The sequence below is a fragment of the Bradyrhizobium sp. 27S5 genome (assembly GCF_037217225.1).
In the GTDB taxonomy this organism is placed as follows: Bacteria; Pseudomonadota; Alphaproteobacteria; order Rhizobiales; family Xanthobacteraceae; genus Bradyrhizobium; species Bradyrhizobium septentrionale.
The window spans coordinates 7,113,205-7,128,871 of sequence record NZ_CP147714.1; the positions used below are offsets into that span (position 1 = coordinate 7,113,205).

Sequence of the window (15,667 nt, forward strand, 5' to 3'; positions counted from 1 at the left end):
ACGGCAGCGCGCAAGGGCGCCGCGTACACCATCGTCGTCCCGGCCTAGTGCGCAATTGCGCACGGGGGCCGGGACCCATAACCACGGGGGTTGGTTGTTGAAATCCGCTGGGGCCACAGCGTCGTACATAACGGGCATTTGTGGTTATGGGTCCCGGGTCGCGCTTCGCTTGCCCGGGACGACGCTGAGGGTGTTGCAGCATGTGAGTCACGCCCACGCAGCCCGTCTCACCCGCCCAACTGCTTCTTCACCCCAAGCGCCAACCGGAACAGCGGATCGCTCTTCTCCGACGGATAGAGCGCGCTCTTCGTCACCTGCGGAAAATTGTCATTCTTCCAGAACGACGCCGGCGCGAACGCGAATTTTGCGACCAGCCGCCGGCCGAAATCCATCTCGTAGGGAAAATAGTTGTCCTTCTGCGCGGTGCCTGACATCTCCGGATACTCGCCGAGCAGATAGCCCTCCTGGATATGCGGCCGCACCGCCGACGGCGGGCAGACGCTGGAGAGGCGCACGATCTGCAATCCGGCCTCGGCGCTGGCGGTGATTGCGCCGCTCAAATTCGGCACGCCGAGCACATAGAGGAAGGCGGTGCCGGTCTCCGCCAGCGAAGCGAACGACGCGGCGATCCGGATCGAATGGGTGACGTCGAGCAGCGGCGTGGTGCAGACCTCATAATGCTGCAGGATCGACCAGCGGAGGATGCGATGCCGCTTCAGCCGCTCCAGCCCGAGCAGTTTTGCCTTCGCATAGTCCGCGATCAGGATCTGCTCGGCACGCCCCAGCGTCGCGAACCGCGCCACCAGCGTCGCCTGATCCGGATTGCCACGGCCGCTGCGAAACAGCGTCGGCTTCAGCGACGAGTTGCACTTGATGTTCCTGAAGTCGGCGCCCTGGCCGCGAAACAGCAGCACATGGTCGCGATTGAGGAATTGCAGCTCGGCGATTTTTGTCGCGAGTTCGAGATAGGAGCCGACGCGATGGCCCGGCCCCTCCCGCACCGCCGCGTTCTTCGCGATCTGGCATCCGCGGCGGTCGAAGAACGACCAGATCTTTTGGCTGCCGATGGTTTCCATGGGACTCACTCATTCCGTCATTCCGGGGCAGCCCGCAGGGCTGAACCCGGAATGACGACGGCGGGATATTCCTCACCGCCCCACGAGCTGATCGGCAAAATACCCGATGGTCTTGCGGTAGATCACCGCCCTGTTCCACTCGCGCATCGCCTCGAAATTCGCGGTGCCCTCGCCATAGGGCGCGCCCATCTTGAAGCCGTTGGTGTGCAGGAGGTTCGCGGTCGAGGCCAGCACGTCGGCAACCGAGTGGCGCAGATCGACATGGCCGTCGCCATCGAAATCAACGCCGTATTTGATGTAGGACGACGGCAGGAATTGCGTCTGGCCGATCTCGCCGGCATAGGCGCCGATCATGTCGTTCAGACGAAGATCGCCGCGCTGCACGATCTTGAGCGCCGCCAGCAGCTCGCCCTGGAACAGGTCGGTGCGGCGGCAATCATGCGCCATCGTGGCAAGCACGCGAAACACCGGCAGCTTGCCCATGTCGCCCTTGCCGAAATCGGTCTCCAGCCCCCAGATCGCGACCAGGATCTGGCGCGGCACGCCATACTGCTGCTCGATCTTCGACAAGAGCGCGGCGTGACGCTGCAGCATGGCGCGGCCGCCATTGATGCGCCCGGCGCCGACGCGGGTCGCGACATACTGCTCAAACGTCTTGTTGAAGGTGTAGCGCTGCCGCCGGTCGAAGGCGAGCACCCCGCCATCCTGCTGCACCCCGCCGAGCGCCGAGGCGATCACATCCTGCGAGATGCCGGCGCTAGCTGCCTCCTGCGAGATCGCCTGAACGAAGCCGGGAAAGCTGCCGCCGCAGCGGGCGGCATAGGAGGGGGTGGCAAGCAGCAAGGCGCCGAACACAACCGCCAAACGACACCTGAGCATGCAAACATCCCTCCTGCTTCGTGTCGCCCATAGTGACACGGGAAAAACGCTCCAGTCAAAGCAGGATCACGCCAGACCAGTTTTCAGCAATAGCCCAATAACAAACCAATCTCAGGCCGAGAGTTGTCCACTCACCATCAACAATGTTACAAGCAGAAGTTGCTACCGCCTAGGGTACCATAATGTCCAAGAATTTTGACAATCGGACACGCGCATTTGCGGATGTTGTTACGATCGACGCATGGCATCAAGCCTTCGATGAGCAGACCTCCTCGGCGGACCTCCATGCGGACGTTGTGTTCGGCACTGCGCGAGTTGGAGGCGAACTAGATTCTCCAATTCGATTCCGTCTAAGCGTCAAACGGGCAGAAATCGTCGTCGTGATCCCCGAGGCTGAGCCCGTCGCAGTTGACCGGCGCTCCGTGTCAAGGGATGCACCGGACTTGCAGGGCAAGATGACGGAAATAATAGAGAGATCAGCTCAAGCCAACGTTAAGGGATCTGGCGCCGCCACGATTTCCTCTACCGTTATGGCCGGCTCATTGTCTCTTGAGGGAAGCGCCGGCGCGAGCATTACCGCCAATAAGCGGATTGAGGTCTCGGAAAATATTCAATTCATGCTCGTGACCCAGTCGAAGACGGCGGACGGTCACTACCGCTGGTCAGTCGAGCCGCAAAGAACAAAGGTGCTTCACGGGCGTCCCTGGGACGGAACGAAAGAACCTCGATTAGGACTTATCGATAAGCGGAAGGATCGGTCCAAAGGAATTCCACCCGCGGTTAGGGTGGAGGTACGCTGCCGACGCGAAGACCTCTTGATCGAGGACCTCGTGATGAAAGACGAGAACCTGTGGGGTAAAGTTCAGAGTCGCGCCGGATTTAGAAATAGAATGGCGGCCGCCGAGTCTTACATCCGAGATCGGCTTTCTCAGGAAGGACTCGAAGTAAGAAATATACAGGATGTCTTTGGCCAACTTACGTTGGCTAACGTAACAGCAGATTCTACGTAGCGCATGCGACACTGGCTGCATAAAGTTCTGGTGCTTCTGCAGGCTGAGACCTCTGATCTACGCGAACTAGCGTATCTCGCAGGAGGAGACCCGAGAACCTTCTATCGCGGAGCAAATTTGGATGGCGTCGATCTCTCCGGGCAAGACGTCACAGGAATGGAATTCACAACATCGGGCATCTTCTTCACTACGGCCGATGAGTCGACAGGGGGCGATACCAGATATGTACCGCGATTTGATCTTTTCGAAGATGATTGGACTCAATATTCATCGCTCGACTTTGGGAACAAGGATGCACTGTTAAACAGCGAAGACTTCGTGCATTTGGGAGATAACCTCACCTCACGAGGAGAACATAATTTAGCGGCAGCTCTTTATTTGGCAGCTACGGCGCGTTTTCCTCTAGATCACCAGCTATGGCTAAGACTTGGCCAGAGCCTTTCTCAGAATAGAGATTTGCCGAAGGCAATTCGAATTCACTACGATATTGTTCAGAAATTTCCTGCCGTTGAAAGAGCCCGAACACAATTAGCTACCCTGCTTCAAGGGCGCGGTAACGTTCTCGAAGCCGCCAACATACTTAGGGAGGCGACGCAGGTATTTCCCGCAAGCGCAGCATTATGGGCACATCTTGTCGATCTTCTTTCAACGATTGACGTTACCGAGGCTCTATCGGCTCAACGTTCGCTACATGCACTGTATCCTGATGATCTAAGCAACTGGCAAAAACTTGCGAGTTTGTACTTGGAAGCTGGAGACACGAAGCGCGCTATCGCTTCATATCGAGGAGCCCTGAGCAAGTTTCAATATTCGCCCACGCTCGTTCAGGGGATGGCCACTACCTTGCGTCGGCACCACCAATATACGGCGAGCATCGAACTCTTTGAAGAAATTATTGCACGTTACCCGAAACAGATTGACGCATATCGTTGGCTTGCAGATGCTTACTCCCGCAAAGGTGCAGTGCCTGCTGCCAAAAAGATATTGGATCGCGCAATCCGAAAATTTCCAACAAACCCGACGCCGTGGAAATGGCTTGGCGATACTCTCCGCAAGCATTCAGATACGAGGGGATCAATAGCGGCATACAAGAAGGCTATTAAGCTTAGCAGCGAGGACTCTGGCCCTTGGAAGTGGTTAGGCCGCGCATACGAAGAAGAAGGGCATTTCGAGAAGGCCATTAAGGTATACGAAGAAGCAGTTAGGGCAACGCCGGATGTCGCACCCAACAAGTGGTTGAGCGATCTTATGGAGCGAACTGGTCGAACCAACGAAGCCATTGATCTACTGCATAAGGCCCGCCGTCGACATCCTGATGATCCGACCGTTTGGAGGTGGCTATTCGAAGTGCTGGTTCGAGCGAAACACCCCAGTGCCAAGAATGTCCGTCGGGAAGCGCTTGCACATTTTAGAACTGACCCTCGATTTCCGAAATTGCGTGCGAAGTTCAACAGATCAGTGGTCAAGCGCGTGCGAAGTACCCAACGGTAGGCCCACATTGCATCGTATTGGCTTCCGCCAAGACGCTCAATTCCTGGCATCGAGGAAACGAAGCAGTCAAAGTGTCGGCACCGAAATTCTACCAGCGACCTCGTGATCCCGTTGCGCGTCGGTGCCCCTCCACTTCAGCGGCGCATTCACCAGGCTCACCAGCGCGTAGCTGATGATCAGCAGCAGAAACCACGAGCCGAGCTTGTCGATCGGGACCATCGACCAGCCGAGCCGCTGCGACGGGTAGAGCCAGGTCTTGGTGAAGGTACCGATGTTCTCCGTGAACCAGATGAACAGCGACACCAGCACGAGGCCGAGCAGCAGCGGCATCGCGCGGTGGCGGGTCCAGACCCTGAAATGGACGCTTGTGCGGCCGAACAGCCAGGCGGCGCAGGCGAACAGCAGCCAGCGCAGGTCGACGACATAGTGGTGGCTGAAGAAATTGACATAGATCGCGATGCTGAGGGTGATCAGGCTGAGGCGGCGCGGATGCTGCGAGAAGCGGAAATCGAACAGCCGCCAGCAGCGGCTGATGTAGCTGCCGATGCAGGAATACATGATGCCCGAGAACAGCGGCACGCCGCCGATATGGAAGATGCTGGGCTCCGGATAGATCCAGGAGCCGACCGAGGTCTTGAACAGCTCCATCGCGGTGCCGACGACGTGGTAGATCAGGATGACCCTAGCCTCCTCCCAGGTCTCGAGCCGTCCGATCAGCAGCGCGGCCTGGACCGCGAGCATGCAGAGAAACAGGAAGTCGTAGCGCGCAAGCGCCGCGTGCTGCGGATAGAAGCGCCACGTGCCGATCATGAGCGCCACCGCGATGCCGCCGAACAGGCAGGCCCAGGCCTGCTTCGCGCCGAAGCGCAGGAATTCGTAAAGACCCGCGGTCCAGCGGCGCTGGGCCATGACGAGGCCGAGGCGATGTTCGGCGGCGATGAAGCGGCGCAGCGGCGGCCAATTGGCTGCGGCGCTCGCGATTGGTTTGGGTTGACTTCTCAGCTTGTGATGCACGCCGCGGACAATGGCGGCGGATCAGGGTCGCAGCGCGGCGGAGTTGTGCAGATTTCCCTCAATCCCTGAGCTGCTGCTCCAGCCCTGCAAAATCGATCTCGGCCCAGCGCTCGGAGATCCTGCCGTCCCGGATGCGCCAGAACGTCATGCCGCGGAATTCGACGTGGCGGCCGGTTGGGGCAATGCCGCGCCATGGGCTGCGGTGCCGGCCGCGCCAGACGAAGCGGCCGGCGACGATGTCGCGGTCGGCGACCAGGCATTCGGCCACCGCCGACAGGTCGGCGAAGGTCTCGTGCAGCGCGGCCGAATGCGCGATCACCTCCTCGGCACTCATCCGCTTGCCCGCCGCATGGTCGAAGAAGTCGGGCGCCAGCTGCGCGCGGATCGCCCCGGGATTATGCCGGTTGGTCACGGCGTCATAATGCGCGAGCACAAGCGCCTTGTTGGCGTCGAGGGTGGCGTTGGACATCGGCGATCGGCTCTCAAAAATGAGAAGTTGTAGTAGAGGCAAGATGCGCCTCATACGCGAATCTGATGTAGCCGCGCAAGTGACGATGGTCAGAAAGATCGGAGCTTTCGGCCCGCGCGCGTTTCGAGCCCGATGCGAAAGGCGGTTGCCGGCAGGTCGTTCATCCGCAGGCGGTAACATCGTCCGATGGCGGGCAGCGCCGCTGGCATGCAAGCGACGCCGCGCCCAACCAACCGGGAAGCCGTTCAAGGCACGGCGGATGAACGCCGAAGGCGCCGGCCGCGACCAACGAGGATCAATGCGGCGAGCCGGTTCTGCGCTGACGCGTGACCGTCCGCCGTGTCTTGTTCATGCAAAGCTGCGCCGCTAAAGCCAGGCCGGCTGGCTGCAACGACGCTGTCATTCGGGCGACGCCATCCGATGACGGACTTCACGACGAGGATGTGCTGCCGATGACATCAGCCGGAGGATTTGTGCGCGCGCGCCGGGCTGCCGCTTCCGTTGGCATCGTCCTCGTGCTCGGTACGACCTTCGCCGGACCAACCAACAGCGCCGCCGCGCAGGACTCCCGCGCCAAACGCGCGCCGGCGCAAGGCGCAGGCAGCGCCCAAGCGATCACCGCGCAAATGAACAACGCCATCGCGCTGACGCGCAGCGGCAAGATCGACGCCGGCTATGCCCAGCTCAATGCCGCGCTCGACGCCGCGGACAGGCTCGACGACGCCCATTTCGTCATGGGGCAATACTACCAGGCGACCGCCACGCTGCGCGCGGTGAAGCGCGACGATCTCGCCGAGAAACTGTTCGCGCGGGCGCTGCAGGGCAAGGCGGCCGCGCAATCGCCGCCCGGCAATGCCGACGTGCTGCTGTCATATGCCATCCTCTTATCCGACCACGCCAGGATCGCCGAAGCGGTGCCGCTCTTCATGAAGGCAATCGCGACCTACAACGCCTATTGGGGCGAAGGCTCCGAGGAATCGCTGATCGCCAACGACAAGCTCGCGGTCGCGCTGTCGGCCAACGGCTCGGCCGCGTCGGCGACGAATTTGGGCCGGCACAATCTCGAACTCTCCGCGAAGGCGCTAGGGCCCGACCACCGCACCACCTGGAAGCTCGCCAACAATTATGCCGACATGCTGCGCGAGATCGGCGCGCCGGCGAAGGCGCTGGAGCTCGATCTGTTCGCGATCGAGAAGCGCGCCAAGCATTATGGCGAGAACCACCTCAACACGCTGGTGACGGTCAACAACGCCGGGCAGGATTTTCTCAATCTCGGACGCTTCGACGACGCCCGCCGCTATTTCCGCCGGCATCGCGCGATCGCGACCGTGCTGGCGCCGACGGATCCGGGTTTTGCGGGACAGGCCGACGCGTGGCTGTTCTACACCGACATGCTCGCGGCGGGCGATGCCGCGATGGCGCCGACCGATCTGGAGCGGCTGGAGGCGATCGTTGCCAACGAGGAGAATTTCGCGGATTTCCCGCGCATCAAGGCAGCTGGGCTGGCCGCCGGCAAACGCGAGCAGCGCGGCGAGCCCGACAAAGGCATGCGGCTGCGCGAGACCGCGCTTGCGATCTCGACGCGGGCCTTCACCGCGCAGCATCCGGTGAGCTTCGAGATCAAGCTCGGCATCGCGACCGCGCTGATCGCTGTTGATCCGAAGCGCGCGCTGCAGGCCTTCACCGCGCTCGATCGCGAGATGTTCGACTGGATGAAGCGCGAGGTCGGCACATCAGGCGATCGCGCCGTAGCCGAAGCGATCCGCGCCCATGCCGACCATCTCTTGTTCGCGTTCGGCCGCTTCGCCGCCGGCGCCGGTTCAGCGGTGGCGCAGCCGGCCTTTGCGAGCGCCGTGCTGCGCTGGAAGTCGCTCGGCGGCGGCGACGCCGCGGCGCTGCGCCAACTCGAGACGGAGGTCGCGGGCAAAGACGCGGAGACCGCGGCGCTGGTGCGCACGGCGCTGCGGCTCAATGGCGAGAAGCAGGAGCTGTTCTCCTCGGGCAATATCGACGACTGGGCGCGATCGGTGTGGCAGCGGCAGGACGCGGCCGAGAAGGCGCTGAACCAGCGGCTCGATGCGATCGGTATGAGGCCGCCGCGCGATCCGCTCCGCCCACAGCAGCTGCTCGCGGGCGATGAAGCCGTCATCAACTATTTCATCACGCGGCAATGGAAGGCGGATCGCCAGTCGAAGCAGCCGCTGGCGGCGACCGTGCTGTACGCCATCGTCGAGACCGCGCAGGGCGCGCCGCGCGTGGTCGATCTCGGCGATCCCGGCCGGATGGTCGATACCGGGGTGCGGACCGAGATCGCGCGGCTGCGCGCGACGCGCGCCACCGTGCCTGATTCCGGCGCCAGGGTGCTCGATGCGAGGGGCCGTTTCCAGAACCTGCGCGAGCGGTTGTTCGCGCCGCTGGAGCCGCTGCTGAAGGACAAGACCACGCTCTACGTCGTGCCTGATGGCTTCCTGTTTGCCGTGCCGTTCTCGCTGCTGCCTGATGCCGACGGCGGCCTGCTGGAAGACCGTTACACGATCCGGATGCTGACCAGCCCCGACGCGCTGATCGCAATCCATGCCCGCGAGAAGCTCGACAAAACGGGCGCGATGCTGCTCGCCGGCGGCATCGAATACGGCCAGCCGGGGCCAATGCCGCTGCCCGGCACCAAGACCGAGATCGAGGCGATCGCAAAACTCGCCCGCGCACGCGGCGCGCCGGTCGAGATGCTGAGCGGGCGCGGCGTCAGCGAGGATGCGCTGCGCGGGGCGATCGGCAAGGTCCGCATCGCGCATCTGGCGACGCACGGCTTCTATCACGACAGCACGGCAAGTGGCCTCGACACGCTGTGGCAGAGCGGCATCGTGCTGTCAGGCGCGGGCGACAGCCGATTTCCGCTGCGCGACGACGGCGATGGCTATCTCTATGCCTTCGAGTTGATGGACTGGGATCTGTCCGGGCTCGATCTGCTGGTGCTCTCGGCCTGCGAGACCGGCCGCGGCGACGAGAGCTTTGTCAGCGGCCTGCGCGGCCTGCCGACCGCGCTCGGCATCGCCGGGGCGCGCCGCGCGCTGCTGACGCTGTGGCCGGTAACCGACGACGGCACCGCGAATTTCACCGTGCGCTTCTACGAGCACCTCGCTGATGGACTGACCTATTCGGACGCGCTGCGCCAGACCCGGCGCGATGCGCGCAACGGCAAGGTCGCCGGTGCCAGGGATTCCAGCGTGTGGGCGGCGTTCGTGCTGTTCGAAGAGTGAGGCGCGATCCGCGCGTCACAGGGCTGTCACCGTTCCGCCAGCGCAGGGCAGATCGGCGCGGAAAACTGCGTGATTTGCTTTGACAGCGCTGCCGGTATCGGGGACAAGCCGCGCATGCCGAAAAAACCCGGAACCAATCCCAAAGGCGAATTCGCCTTCTTCAACGTCTTCTATGAAGACGGCTCGCAGCGCTCCAACCGCCGCGTGCCATCGGAGCTCTTGGGCGGGCTCGACGGCGACGAGCCGGTCCGCGCCTTCCTGCGCGACCAGGACCGCGAGATCGCCGAAAAGGGCGGCCGCCCGCCGCTCGAGATCAAGACCATCGAGCGCGTCGGTGTGAAGAAGAAGTAGCGGCGCGGGCTGGTCGCCGCATCAGACAAACGTATTTGCTGAACTGCGCGCTTGATTGGCACCGAACAAGCGGCACCCCTCTCCCCACCCTCCCCCGCAAGGGGGGAGGGAGCCCTCCCGCCGGTGCGTCTCTCACATTGTGACTGTCGGACAGCGCGCATTGTGATGCGCTGTGCAAAGCTATGAAGCAACGTAAGGCGAGCACGCTCTCCAGGCTCCCTCCCCCCTTGCGGGGGAGGGTTGGGGAGAGGGGTGGCCGCGGGCGCTGGCGTCAGGATTTGAAGTCATCTGTCTACAAACAAAAACGGCGGGCCTCGGCCCGCCGTTTTCGGTTGAATGGACGCCCGCGAGCTTAGTTGTCGAGGAACGACCGCAGCTTGCGCGACCTCGACGGGTGCTTCAGCTTGCGCAGCGCCTTAGCTTCGATCTGACGAATGCGCTCTCTCGTCACCGAGAACTGCTGGCCGACTTCTTCCAGCGTGTGGTCGGTGTTCATGCCGATGCCGAAGCGCATGCGCAGCACGCGCTCCTCGCGCGGGGTGAGCGAAGCCAGCACGCGCGTCGTGGTCTCGCGCAAATTGGACTGGATCGCGGCGTCGATCGGCAGGATCGCGTTCTTGTCCTCGATGAAATCGCCGAGATGCGAGTCTTCCTCGTCACCAACGGGGGTTTCCAGCGACAGCGGCTCCTTGGCGATCTTGAGGACCTTGCGGACCTTCTCGAGCGGCATGCCGAGCTTCTCGGCGAGCTCTTCCGGGGTCGGCTCGCGGCCGATCTCGTTCAGCATCTGGCGCGAGGTGCGGACGATCTTGTTGATCGTCTCGATCATGTGCACGGGGATGCGGATGGTGCGGGCCTGGTCGGCGATCGAACGGGTGATCGCCTGCCGGATCCACCAGGTGGCGTAGGTCGAGAACTTGTAGCCGCGGCGATACTCGAACTTGTCGACCGCCTTCATCAGGCCGATATTGCCTTCCTGGATCAGGTCGAGGAACTGCAAGCCGCGGTTGGTGTACTTCTTGGCGATCGAGATCACGAGACGGAGGTTGGCTTCCACCATCTCCTTCTTGGCCTGACGGGCTTCGCGCTCGCCCTTCTGCACGCCGTGCACGATCTTGCGGAATTCGCCGATCTCAAGGCCAGTGAGCGCCGCCAGCGACTGGATCTCGTGGCGCAGGTCCTTGATGCGGTCCTTCTCGTGATGGACGAAGTTCTTCCAGCCCTTGGCCGACAGCTTCGAGACACGGTTGAGCCAGCGCGGATCGAGCTCCGAGCCCTGATAGTTGCGAAGGAAATCCTCGCGCGCCACGCCGTGGCTGTCGCCGAGACGCAGCAGGCGGCCTTCGAACGAGACCAGCTTCTTGTTGATGTCGTAGAGCTGCTCGACCAGCGAATCGATGCGGGCCTGATTGAGGCGCAGCGACTTCACCTCGACGATGATCTCGTCCTTCAGCTTCTTGTACTTGCGCTCCTGCGAGGGCGACAGCGACTCGCTCTGCAGCTGGTTGGCGATGTCCTGCTCCTGCAGGCGGCGCAGCTTCTTGTATTCGGACGCGATCTTGTCGAAGGTTTCGACCACCTTCGGCTTCAGCTCGGCCTCGATGGCGGCGAGCGACATCTGGTTCTCGAACTCGTCGTCGTCCATGTCGGCTTCGGCCGCGGCCTCGCCGGGATACTTCTCCTCGGTGGCGGCTTCGCCACCAGCAGGCGCGGCGCGGAACGGGGTCGGCGACGGCGGCGCGGCGGGCGGCGCCACAAGGGCGGGCGCGGCGGCGTCAGCGCCGTTGCCGTTGGCCTCGGCGGTAGCGCCCTCGCCGGCGTTGTTGCCGATCAGGTTCGGATTGATGCCGCCCTTGGACTCCGGCCCGGCATAGGTGGCTTCGAGATCGATGATGTCGCGGAGGAAGATCTTTCCTTCGTTGAGCTCGTCGCGCCAGATGATGATGGCCTGGAAGGTCAGCGGGCTTTCGCAGAGGCCCGCGATCATCGCCTCGCGGCCGGCCTCGATGCGTTTTGCAATTGCGATTTCGCCCTCGCGGGAGAGCAATTCCACCGTGCCCATCTCGCGCAGATACATCCGCACGGGATCGTCGGTGCGCTCGCCGGGCTCCGACTTCTTGACCTCGGTGACGGCCTTCTGCGTGACCTCGACAAGCTCGTTGTCGGTCTCGTCGTCACCGTCGTCCTTCTCGTCCTCGCCTTCGGAATCGTCAGCCTCGGTGACATTGATGCCCATGTCGGAGAGCATCGACATGATGTCTTCGATCTGTTCGGGCGACGTCGTATCGGAGGGAAGCACTTCGTTGAGCTGATCGAAGGTCACGAAGCCGCGCTTCTTGGCCTGCTTGATCATCTTCTTCACCGCGGCATCCGACAGGTCGAGCAACGGCGACGGCGCGTCAGCGGAATCCTTCTCAGGAGCGTCCGCTGCCTTGTCGTCTTTTTCCTTGTCCTTAACCTGCAGCGTCTTTGCCTTGGTGGCCATTCACTAAGCTCCCGAAACGCGGTCGTGCAAAATGGTGCCACGCACGCATGTTTACACGCTATCTAGAATTACTCTCGACGCACAAAGGGCGGCGCAACAAATCGCCACCCCTGTCATCCGTCTCGATGGTTTCCATCTGCAATAGCCGCGAGGCTATTAAGTTTCGCTTAACCCTGTTTCTGCAGCCAAACCATGGATTTGGCGAGTCTTTTTGCGGGTTCGGCCGGCGCCGTCCGCAGCATTTTTGTTATCAGACATTACGCTGGAACCGGCCCGATAATTCCCCGAACCCCTCGATCAGGGCTTCGGTCCCATCGGCTTCTGCCATCCGGGCCTGGATATCCTGCAACCATGCCAGATTGGCCTCGCTGGAGTCCTCAGCCAAGGCCACTTCCGCATCTTTTCTCTCCCTAAGTAGGGCGTGGGTTTTCTGATGCAAGGCAACGAGTTGACGCCAGGTCGATAAAACATCCTCGCGCGCTGCGCCGATCTGCGCGCCCCACACCGCCTGGGTTGTGATTGATCGATCAACCCTTTGAAGAATCTGTAATAATCCGCCTGCTTCGAGGTCGGCCCGCATCTTTTCGGCCTGCTCCTCGACATCAGGGGAGTGGTGATGGTCGTGGGCAAAGGCCGCGATGATGGCCGCCCGCAGCTTGTGGACCTCGGGATGGGCGAGCTCGAGGGCGGCGACCTCCTCAAGATGGTCGTGCAGCAGCCAGGGGTGGTTGATCAGGGATTGCAGGATCAGCGCCTCGCGGCGGGAGATCGCGCTGCGCTGGCCGCGCATGATCGGGCTGTTGGCAAGCTGAGGGCTCGCCGCCTGATAGGGCCCCCGTGAAATCCCGGGGGTGACGCCGCCTTTGGCGCCAAACCGGCTAGCTTGGCCCCCTTGGGCCGGGCCGCGGGGGGCAAACTGGCGGGGTGATTCGCCGCCCCGGCCGCCGCCGAAATTGCCCCTGCCGTAGCCGCCGCGGCCATAACCGCCGCGGCCGCCCTCCGGGGCAAAATTGCGTTGCAGCCGCTCCTGCAGGTCCTGGCGATAATAGCGGCGCACCACCTCGTCGCGGATGCCGTTGGTCAATTCGCCGATCCGCGCCTCCAGTGCCGCGCGGCGCTCCGGCGTGTCGAAATTGCCACCCTCGATCTCGCGCGACCAGATCATCTCGGCGAGCGGCCGCGCGGCTGATATCACGTCCTCGACCGCGCCACGTCCGCCGGAGCGGGCGAGATCGTCGGGGTCCTGGCCTTCCGGCAGCAGCGCGAAGCGCAGGCTTTTTCCCGGCTTGAGCTGCGGGAGGGCAATGTCGGCCGCACGATAGGCCGCCTTCTGCCCGGCGCGGTCGCCGTCGAAGCAGAGGATCGGCTCGTCGACCATCTTCCAGAGCAGGCCGAGCTGGTTCTCGGTCAACGCTGTGCCGAGCGGCGCGACGGCGCCGGGAAAGCCCGACGTGACCATCGCGATGACGTCGACATAGCCCTCGACGACGATCAGCTGTGCGCCGTCATGCGCGGCCTGCCGCGCGGTGAACAGATTGTAGAGATTGTCGCCCTTGTGAAACAGCGTGGTTTCCGGCGAGTTCAGGTATTTCGCCGGAACGTCCTTCTCCAGCGCGCGGCCGCCGAACGCGATGACGCGGCCGCGGGCATCCGTGATCGGGAACATGACGCGGTCGCGGAAGCGATCAAACGGCACCGGCTTGTCCTCGCCGGACACCAAAAGCCCGGCCTCCACCATGTCCTCGGTGGAGATGCCCTGCCCGCCGAGATGCTCCTTCAGCGCGAAGCGGTCCGGCGGCGCATAGCCCATCCGGAACTGGAGCTGGGTTGCCGGCGAGATGCTGCGGTCGGCGAGGTAGCCGCGCGCCTTGGCGCCGTTGCGCGAGGCCAGCGTGTCGGCGAAGAATTTTGTCGCGAGTTCCATCACGTCGTGCAGGGTGCGGCGATGCTGCTCGTGCCGCGCCGCATCGGGCGTCACAGCCGGCAGCGGCACACCGGCCATCGCGGCAAGGCGTTCCACCGCCTCGGGGAACGTCACGCCCTCGGTCTTCATCAGGAAGTCGAAGATGTTGCCGTTCAGCCCGGACGAAAAGTCGAACCAGGCCTGCTTCTGGTCGTTGACGAAGAACGACGGCGTCTTCTCCTGCTGGAACGGCGACAGCCCCTTCCACTCCCGCCCGGCCTTTTTGAGCTTGACGCGCCTGCCCACGACTTCCGAGACCGGAAGCCGGGCGCGCAACTCATCGAGGAATTCGGGCGTGAAACGCATCAGTTTGATTCTGGGCTCGGGCGACGAATCGCGAACAACCGGTTAGCCATATAGCGGGACGGCCCGGCATGACGAACAATGTGGGGCTTTTCCGGGCTATTCACAGGCTGGTCTGTCGGGCCCGGTCGAGCGGGCTACCCCCAAATCCACGGTGGAGAGCCGTTTCGGCCAACTTGAACCTTCCCCGCTTCCGGGATTGGATAGCGCCATGTTCACGACGTTCAGAGGCGGACAGAGCGGCGGCTGGAAGGTCACTTCCATCACGCGGGTGAAGGGCGAGACCTTGCCGAAGGTCGAGGCGCTCTCGGTGATCTCGAGTGACGCGATCGCGCTGCCGCTGTTGCCGGCGCAGACCTCCTGGCGGCTCGCCGGCGTCGCAAGCCATCTGCGCTACACCGAGAAGGAGGAGCGCGAGAAACTCATCGCCGTGCAGGCCGCACTCGGCCGCAGCGAGGCGACGCATGCGGCGCTGATCCCGATCAGGAAATCGGCTGCCTGGTGGGAGCTCACGCAGGAGGAGCGCCGCAAGATATTCGAGGACAAGTCGCACCACATCGCAGACACCATGAAATTCCTGCCGGCGATCGCCCGCCAGCTGTTTCACGCCCGCGACCTCGGCATGCCCTTCGACTTCCTGACCTGGTTCGAATTCGCGCCCGAACATGTCAGCCTGTTCGACGAACTGGTCGGCGTGCTGCGCGCGACCGAGGAATGGACCTTCGTCGAGCGCGAGGTCGACATCCGCGTGGTGCGGGAAGTGTAAGCCCTTGCCCCGGACGCAGCGCGGCACGCAGTGATGCGCTGCTGAGCCGGGGCCCATGATCGTGACACAAATGGGCCCCGGTTCTGCACAGCGGCACTTCGCGCCGCAGGGCGCCCGGGACACGAGCGTCAATGCTCGAGAAACTTTCCTGACGCGATCCGCGGCAACTCCGTGACCGGCCAGTTGTAGAAATAGGTCCACGCCTCGCTCGCGCTGCCGTCGGCGCGCGTGACCTTCAGCATCTCGCGGACATATTCGGTCGGCGGCGGAAACCCTTCGCCGCAGGCTTCGTACATGTCGAACTCGCGCAGCATGGCCTCGCGCTCGCGCAAGCGGAACAATTCACCGTGTACGATGTCGGCGGGATCGTCCGATGCCACGAGGCCCGGATAATGCTTCACCAGATAGAGCCGGCCGCAGCACTGCGCCGGCCCGAGGAATTCGGCATTGCCCGCGAGCAGCTTCGCCATCGGATGGTCGAAGCCGCGCATCAGCGTGCCATAGACGAAGAGAAGATCGGAGATCATGTGAGTTCTATGTCATTGCGAGCGAAGCGAAGCAATCCATCGTGCCACGAAATGGATTGCTCGCTGGCGATCTCCC

The 15,667-nt window shown here is 62.9% G+C and carries 12 protein-coding genes; 5 read left to right on the plus strand and 7 right to left on the minus strand.

Annotated elements, in window-relative coordinates:
- Positions 1–227 precede the first annotated feature (227 nt).
- Both WDM24_RS33520 and WDM24_RS33525 read right to left on the minus strand, forming a co-directional pair.
- Positions 228–1,076: an FRG domain-containing protein gene (locus tag WDM24_RS33520; RefSeq protein WP_338828817.1), complete on the minus strand. Its 849-nt coding sequence runs from the start codon at positions 1,074–1,076 to the stop codon at positions 228–230.
- 72 nt (positions 1,077–1,148) lie between these two features.
- Positions 1,149–1,955 (minus strand): lytic murein transglycosylase, encoded by an 807-nt coding sequence (locus tag WDM24_RS33525; RefSeq protein ID WP_338828818.1) that lies wholly within the window; start codon positions 1,953–1,955, stop codon positions 1,149–1,151.
- 182 nt (positions 1,956–2,137) lie between these two features.
- On the opposite strand from WDM24_RS33525, the gene WDM24_RS33530 reads away from it, so the two are divergent.
- On the plus strand, positions 2,138–2,965 hold the full coding sequence (locus WDM24_RS33530; RefSeq protein ID WP_338828819.1) for a hypothetical protein: 828 nt from the start codon (positions 2,138–2,140) through the stop codon (positions 2,963–2,965).
- Positions 2,966–3,082: 117 nt separating this feature from the next.
- Positions 3,083–4,456: a tetratricopeptide repeat protein gene (locus tag WDM24_RS33535; protein WP_338828820.1), complete on the plus strand. Its 1,374-nt coding sequence runs from the start codon at positions 3,083–3,085 to the stop codon at positions 4,454–4,456.
- 66 nt (positions 4,457–4,522) lie between these two features.
- Here the strand turns inward: WDM24_RS33535 and WDM24_RS33540 are convergent, their stop codons facing one another.
- Both WDM24_RS33540 and WDM24_RS33545 read right to left on the minus strand, forming a co-directional pair.
- Positions 4,523–5,470 carry a DUF817 domain-containing protein gene (locus WDM24_RS33540; protein ID WP_338828822.1) on the minus strand — a complete coding sequence of 316 codons (948 nt, stop codon included), beginning with the start codon at positions 5,468–5,470 and terminating at the stop codon, positions 4,523–4,525.
- A 58-nt stretch (positions 5,471–5,528) separates the two neighbouring features.
- Positions 5,529–5,939, minus strand: coding sequence for an ester cyclase (locus tag WDM24_RS33545; protein WP_338828823.1), 411 nt, complete (start codon positions 5,937–5,939; stop codon positions 5,529–5,531).
- Positions 5,940–6,391: 452 nt separating this feature from the next.
- Here WDM24_RS33545 and WDM24_RS33550 point away from each other — a divergent pair, with 452 nt between their 5' ends.
- Positions 6,392–9,196, plus strand: a complete 2,805-nt coding sequence (locus WDM24_RS33550; RefSeq protein ID WP_338828824.1) for a CHAT domain-containing tetratricopeptide repeat protein — start codon at positions 6,392–6,394, stop codon at positions 9,194–9,196.
- 114 nt (positions 9,197–9,310) lie between these two features.
- Positions 9,311–9,547: a hypothetical protein gene (locus WDM24_RS33555; RefSeq protein WP_029082033.1), complete on the plus strand. Its 237-nt coding sequence runs from the start codon at positions 9,311–9,313 to the stop codon at positions 9,545–9,547.
- A 352-nt stretch (positions 9,548–9,899) separates the two neighbouring features.
- On the opposite strand, the gene rpoD is transcribed toward WDM24_RS33555, so the two are convergent.
- On the minus strand, positions 9,900–12,032 hold the full coding sequence (rpoD, locus tag WDM24_RS33560) for an RNA polymerase sigma factor RpoD (RefSeq protein ID WP_338828825.1): 2,133 nt from the start codon (positions 12,030–12,032) through the stop codon (positions 9,900–9,902).
- Between the two features lie 250 nt (positions 12,033–12,282).
- The gene (gene dnaG, locus WDM24_RS33565) at positions 12,283–14,301 is read right to left on the minus strand and encodes a DNA primase (protein ID WP_029082031.1); all 2,019 of its coding nucleotides are present in this window, start codon (positions 14,299–14,301) and stop codon (positions 12,283–12,285) included.
- Between the two features lie 208 nt (positions 14,302–14,509).
- Here dnaG and WDM24_RS33570 point away from each other — a divergent pair, with 208 nt between their 5' ends.
- Positions 14,510–15,064, plus strand: coding sequence for a chlorite dismutase family protein (locus tag WDM24_RS33570; RefSeq protein WP_166298578.1), 555 nt, complete (start codon positions 14,510–14,512; stop codon positions 15,062–15,064).
- 128 nt (positions 15,065–15,192) lie between these two features.
- Here WDM24_RS33570 and WDM24_RS33575 read toward each other — a convergent pair whose 3' ends face one another.
- Positions 15,193–15,591, minus strand: coding sequence for a gamma-glutamylcyclotransferase family protein (locus WDM24_RS33575; protein WP_166298579.1), 399 nt, complete (start codon positions 15,589–15,591; stop codon positions 15,193–15,195).
- Between the last annotated feature and the right edge of the window lie 76 nt (positions 15,592–15,667).

What these genes read in the sequence shown, in the direction of transcription:
- rpoD (WP_338828825.1), bottom strand. Translation starts at nt 12,032, where the DNA reads ATGGCCACCAAGGCAAAGACGCTGCAGGTTAAGGACAAGGAAAAAGAC.
- WDM24_RS33545 (WP_338828823.1), bottom strand. Translation starts at nt 5,939, where the DNA reads ATGTCCAACGCCACCCTCGACGCCAACAAGGCGCTTGTGCTCGCGCAT.
- WDM24_RS33530 (WP_338828819.1), top strand. Translation starts at nt 2,138, where the DNA reads ATGTCCAAGAATTTTGACAATCGGACACGCGCATTTGCGGATGTTGTT.
- WDM24_RS33520 (WP_338828817.1), bottom strand. Translation starts at nt 1,076, where the DNA reads ATGGAAACCATCGGCAGCCAAAAGATCTGGTCGTTCTTCGACCGCCGC.
- WDM24_RS33575 (WP_166298579.1), bottom strand. Translation starts at nt 15,591, where the DNA reads ATGATCTCCGATCTTCTCTTCGTCTATGGCACGCTGATGCGCGGCTTC.
- WDM24_RS33570 (WP_166298578.1), top strand. Translation starts at nt 14,510, where the DNA reads ATGTTCACGACGTTCAGAGGCGGACAGAGCGGCGGCTGGAAGGTCACT.
- dnaG (WP_029082031.1), bottom strand. Translation starts at nt 14,301, where the DNA reads ATGCGTTTCACGCCCGAATTCCTCGATGAGTTGCGCGCCCGGCTTCCG.
- WDM24_RS33555 (WP_029082033.1), top strand. Translation starts at nt 9,311, where the DNA reads ATGCCGAAAAAACCCGGAACCAATCCCAAAGGCGAATTCGCCTTCTTC.
- WDM24_RS33550 (WP_338828824.1), top strand. Translation starts at nt 6,392, where the DNA reads ATGACATCAGCCGGAGGATTTGTGCGCGCGCGCCGGGCTGCCGCTTCC.
- WDM24_RS33525 (WP_338828818.1), bottom strand. Translation starts at nt 1,955, where the DNA reads ATGCTCAGGTGTCGTTTGGCGGTTGTGTTCGGCGCCTTGCTGCTTGCC.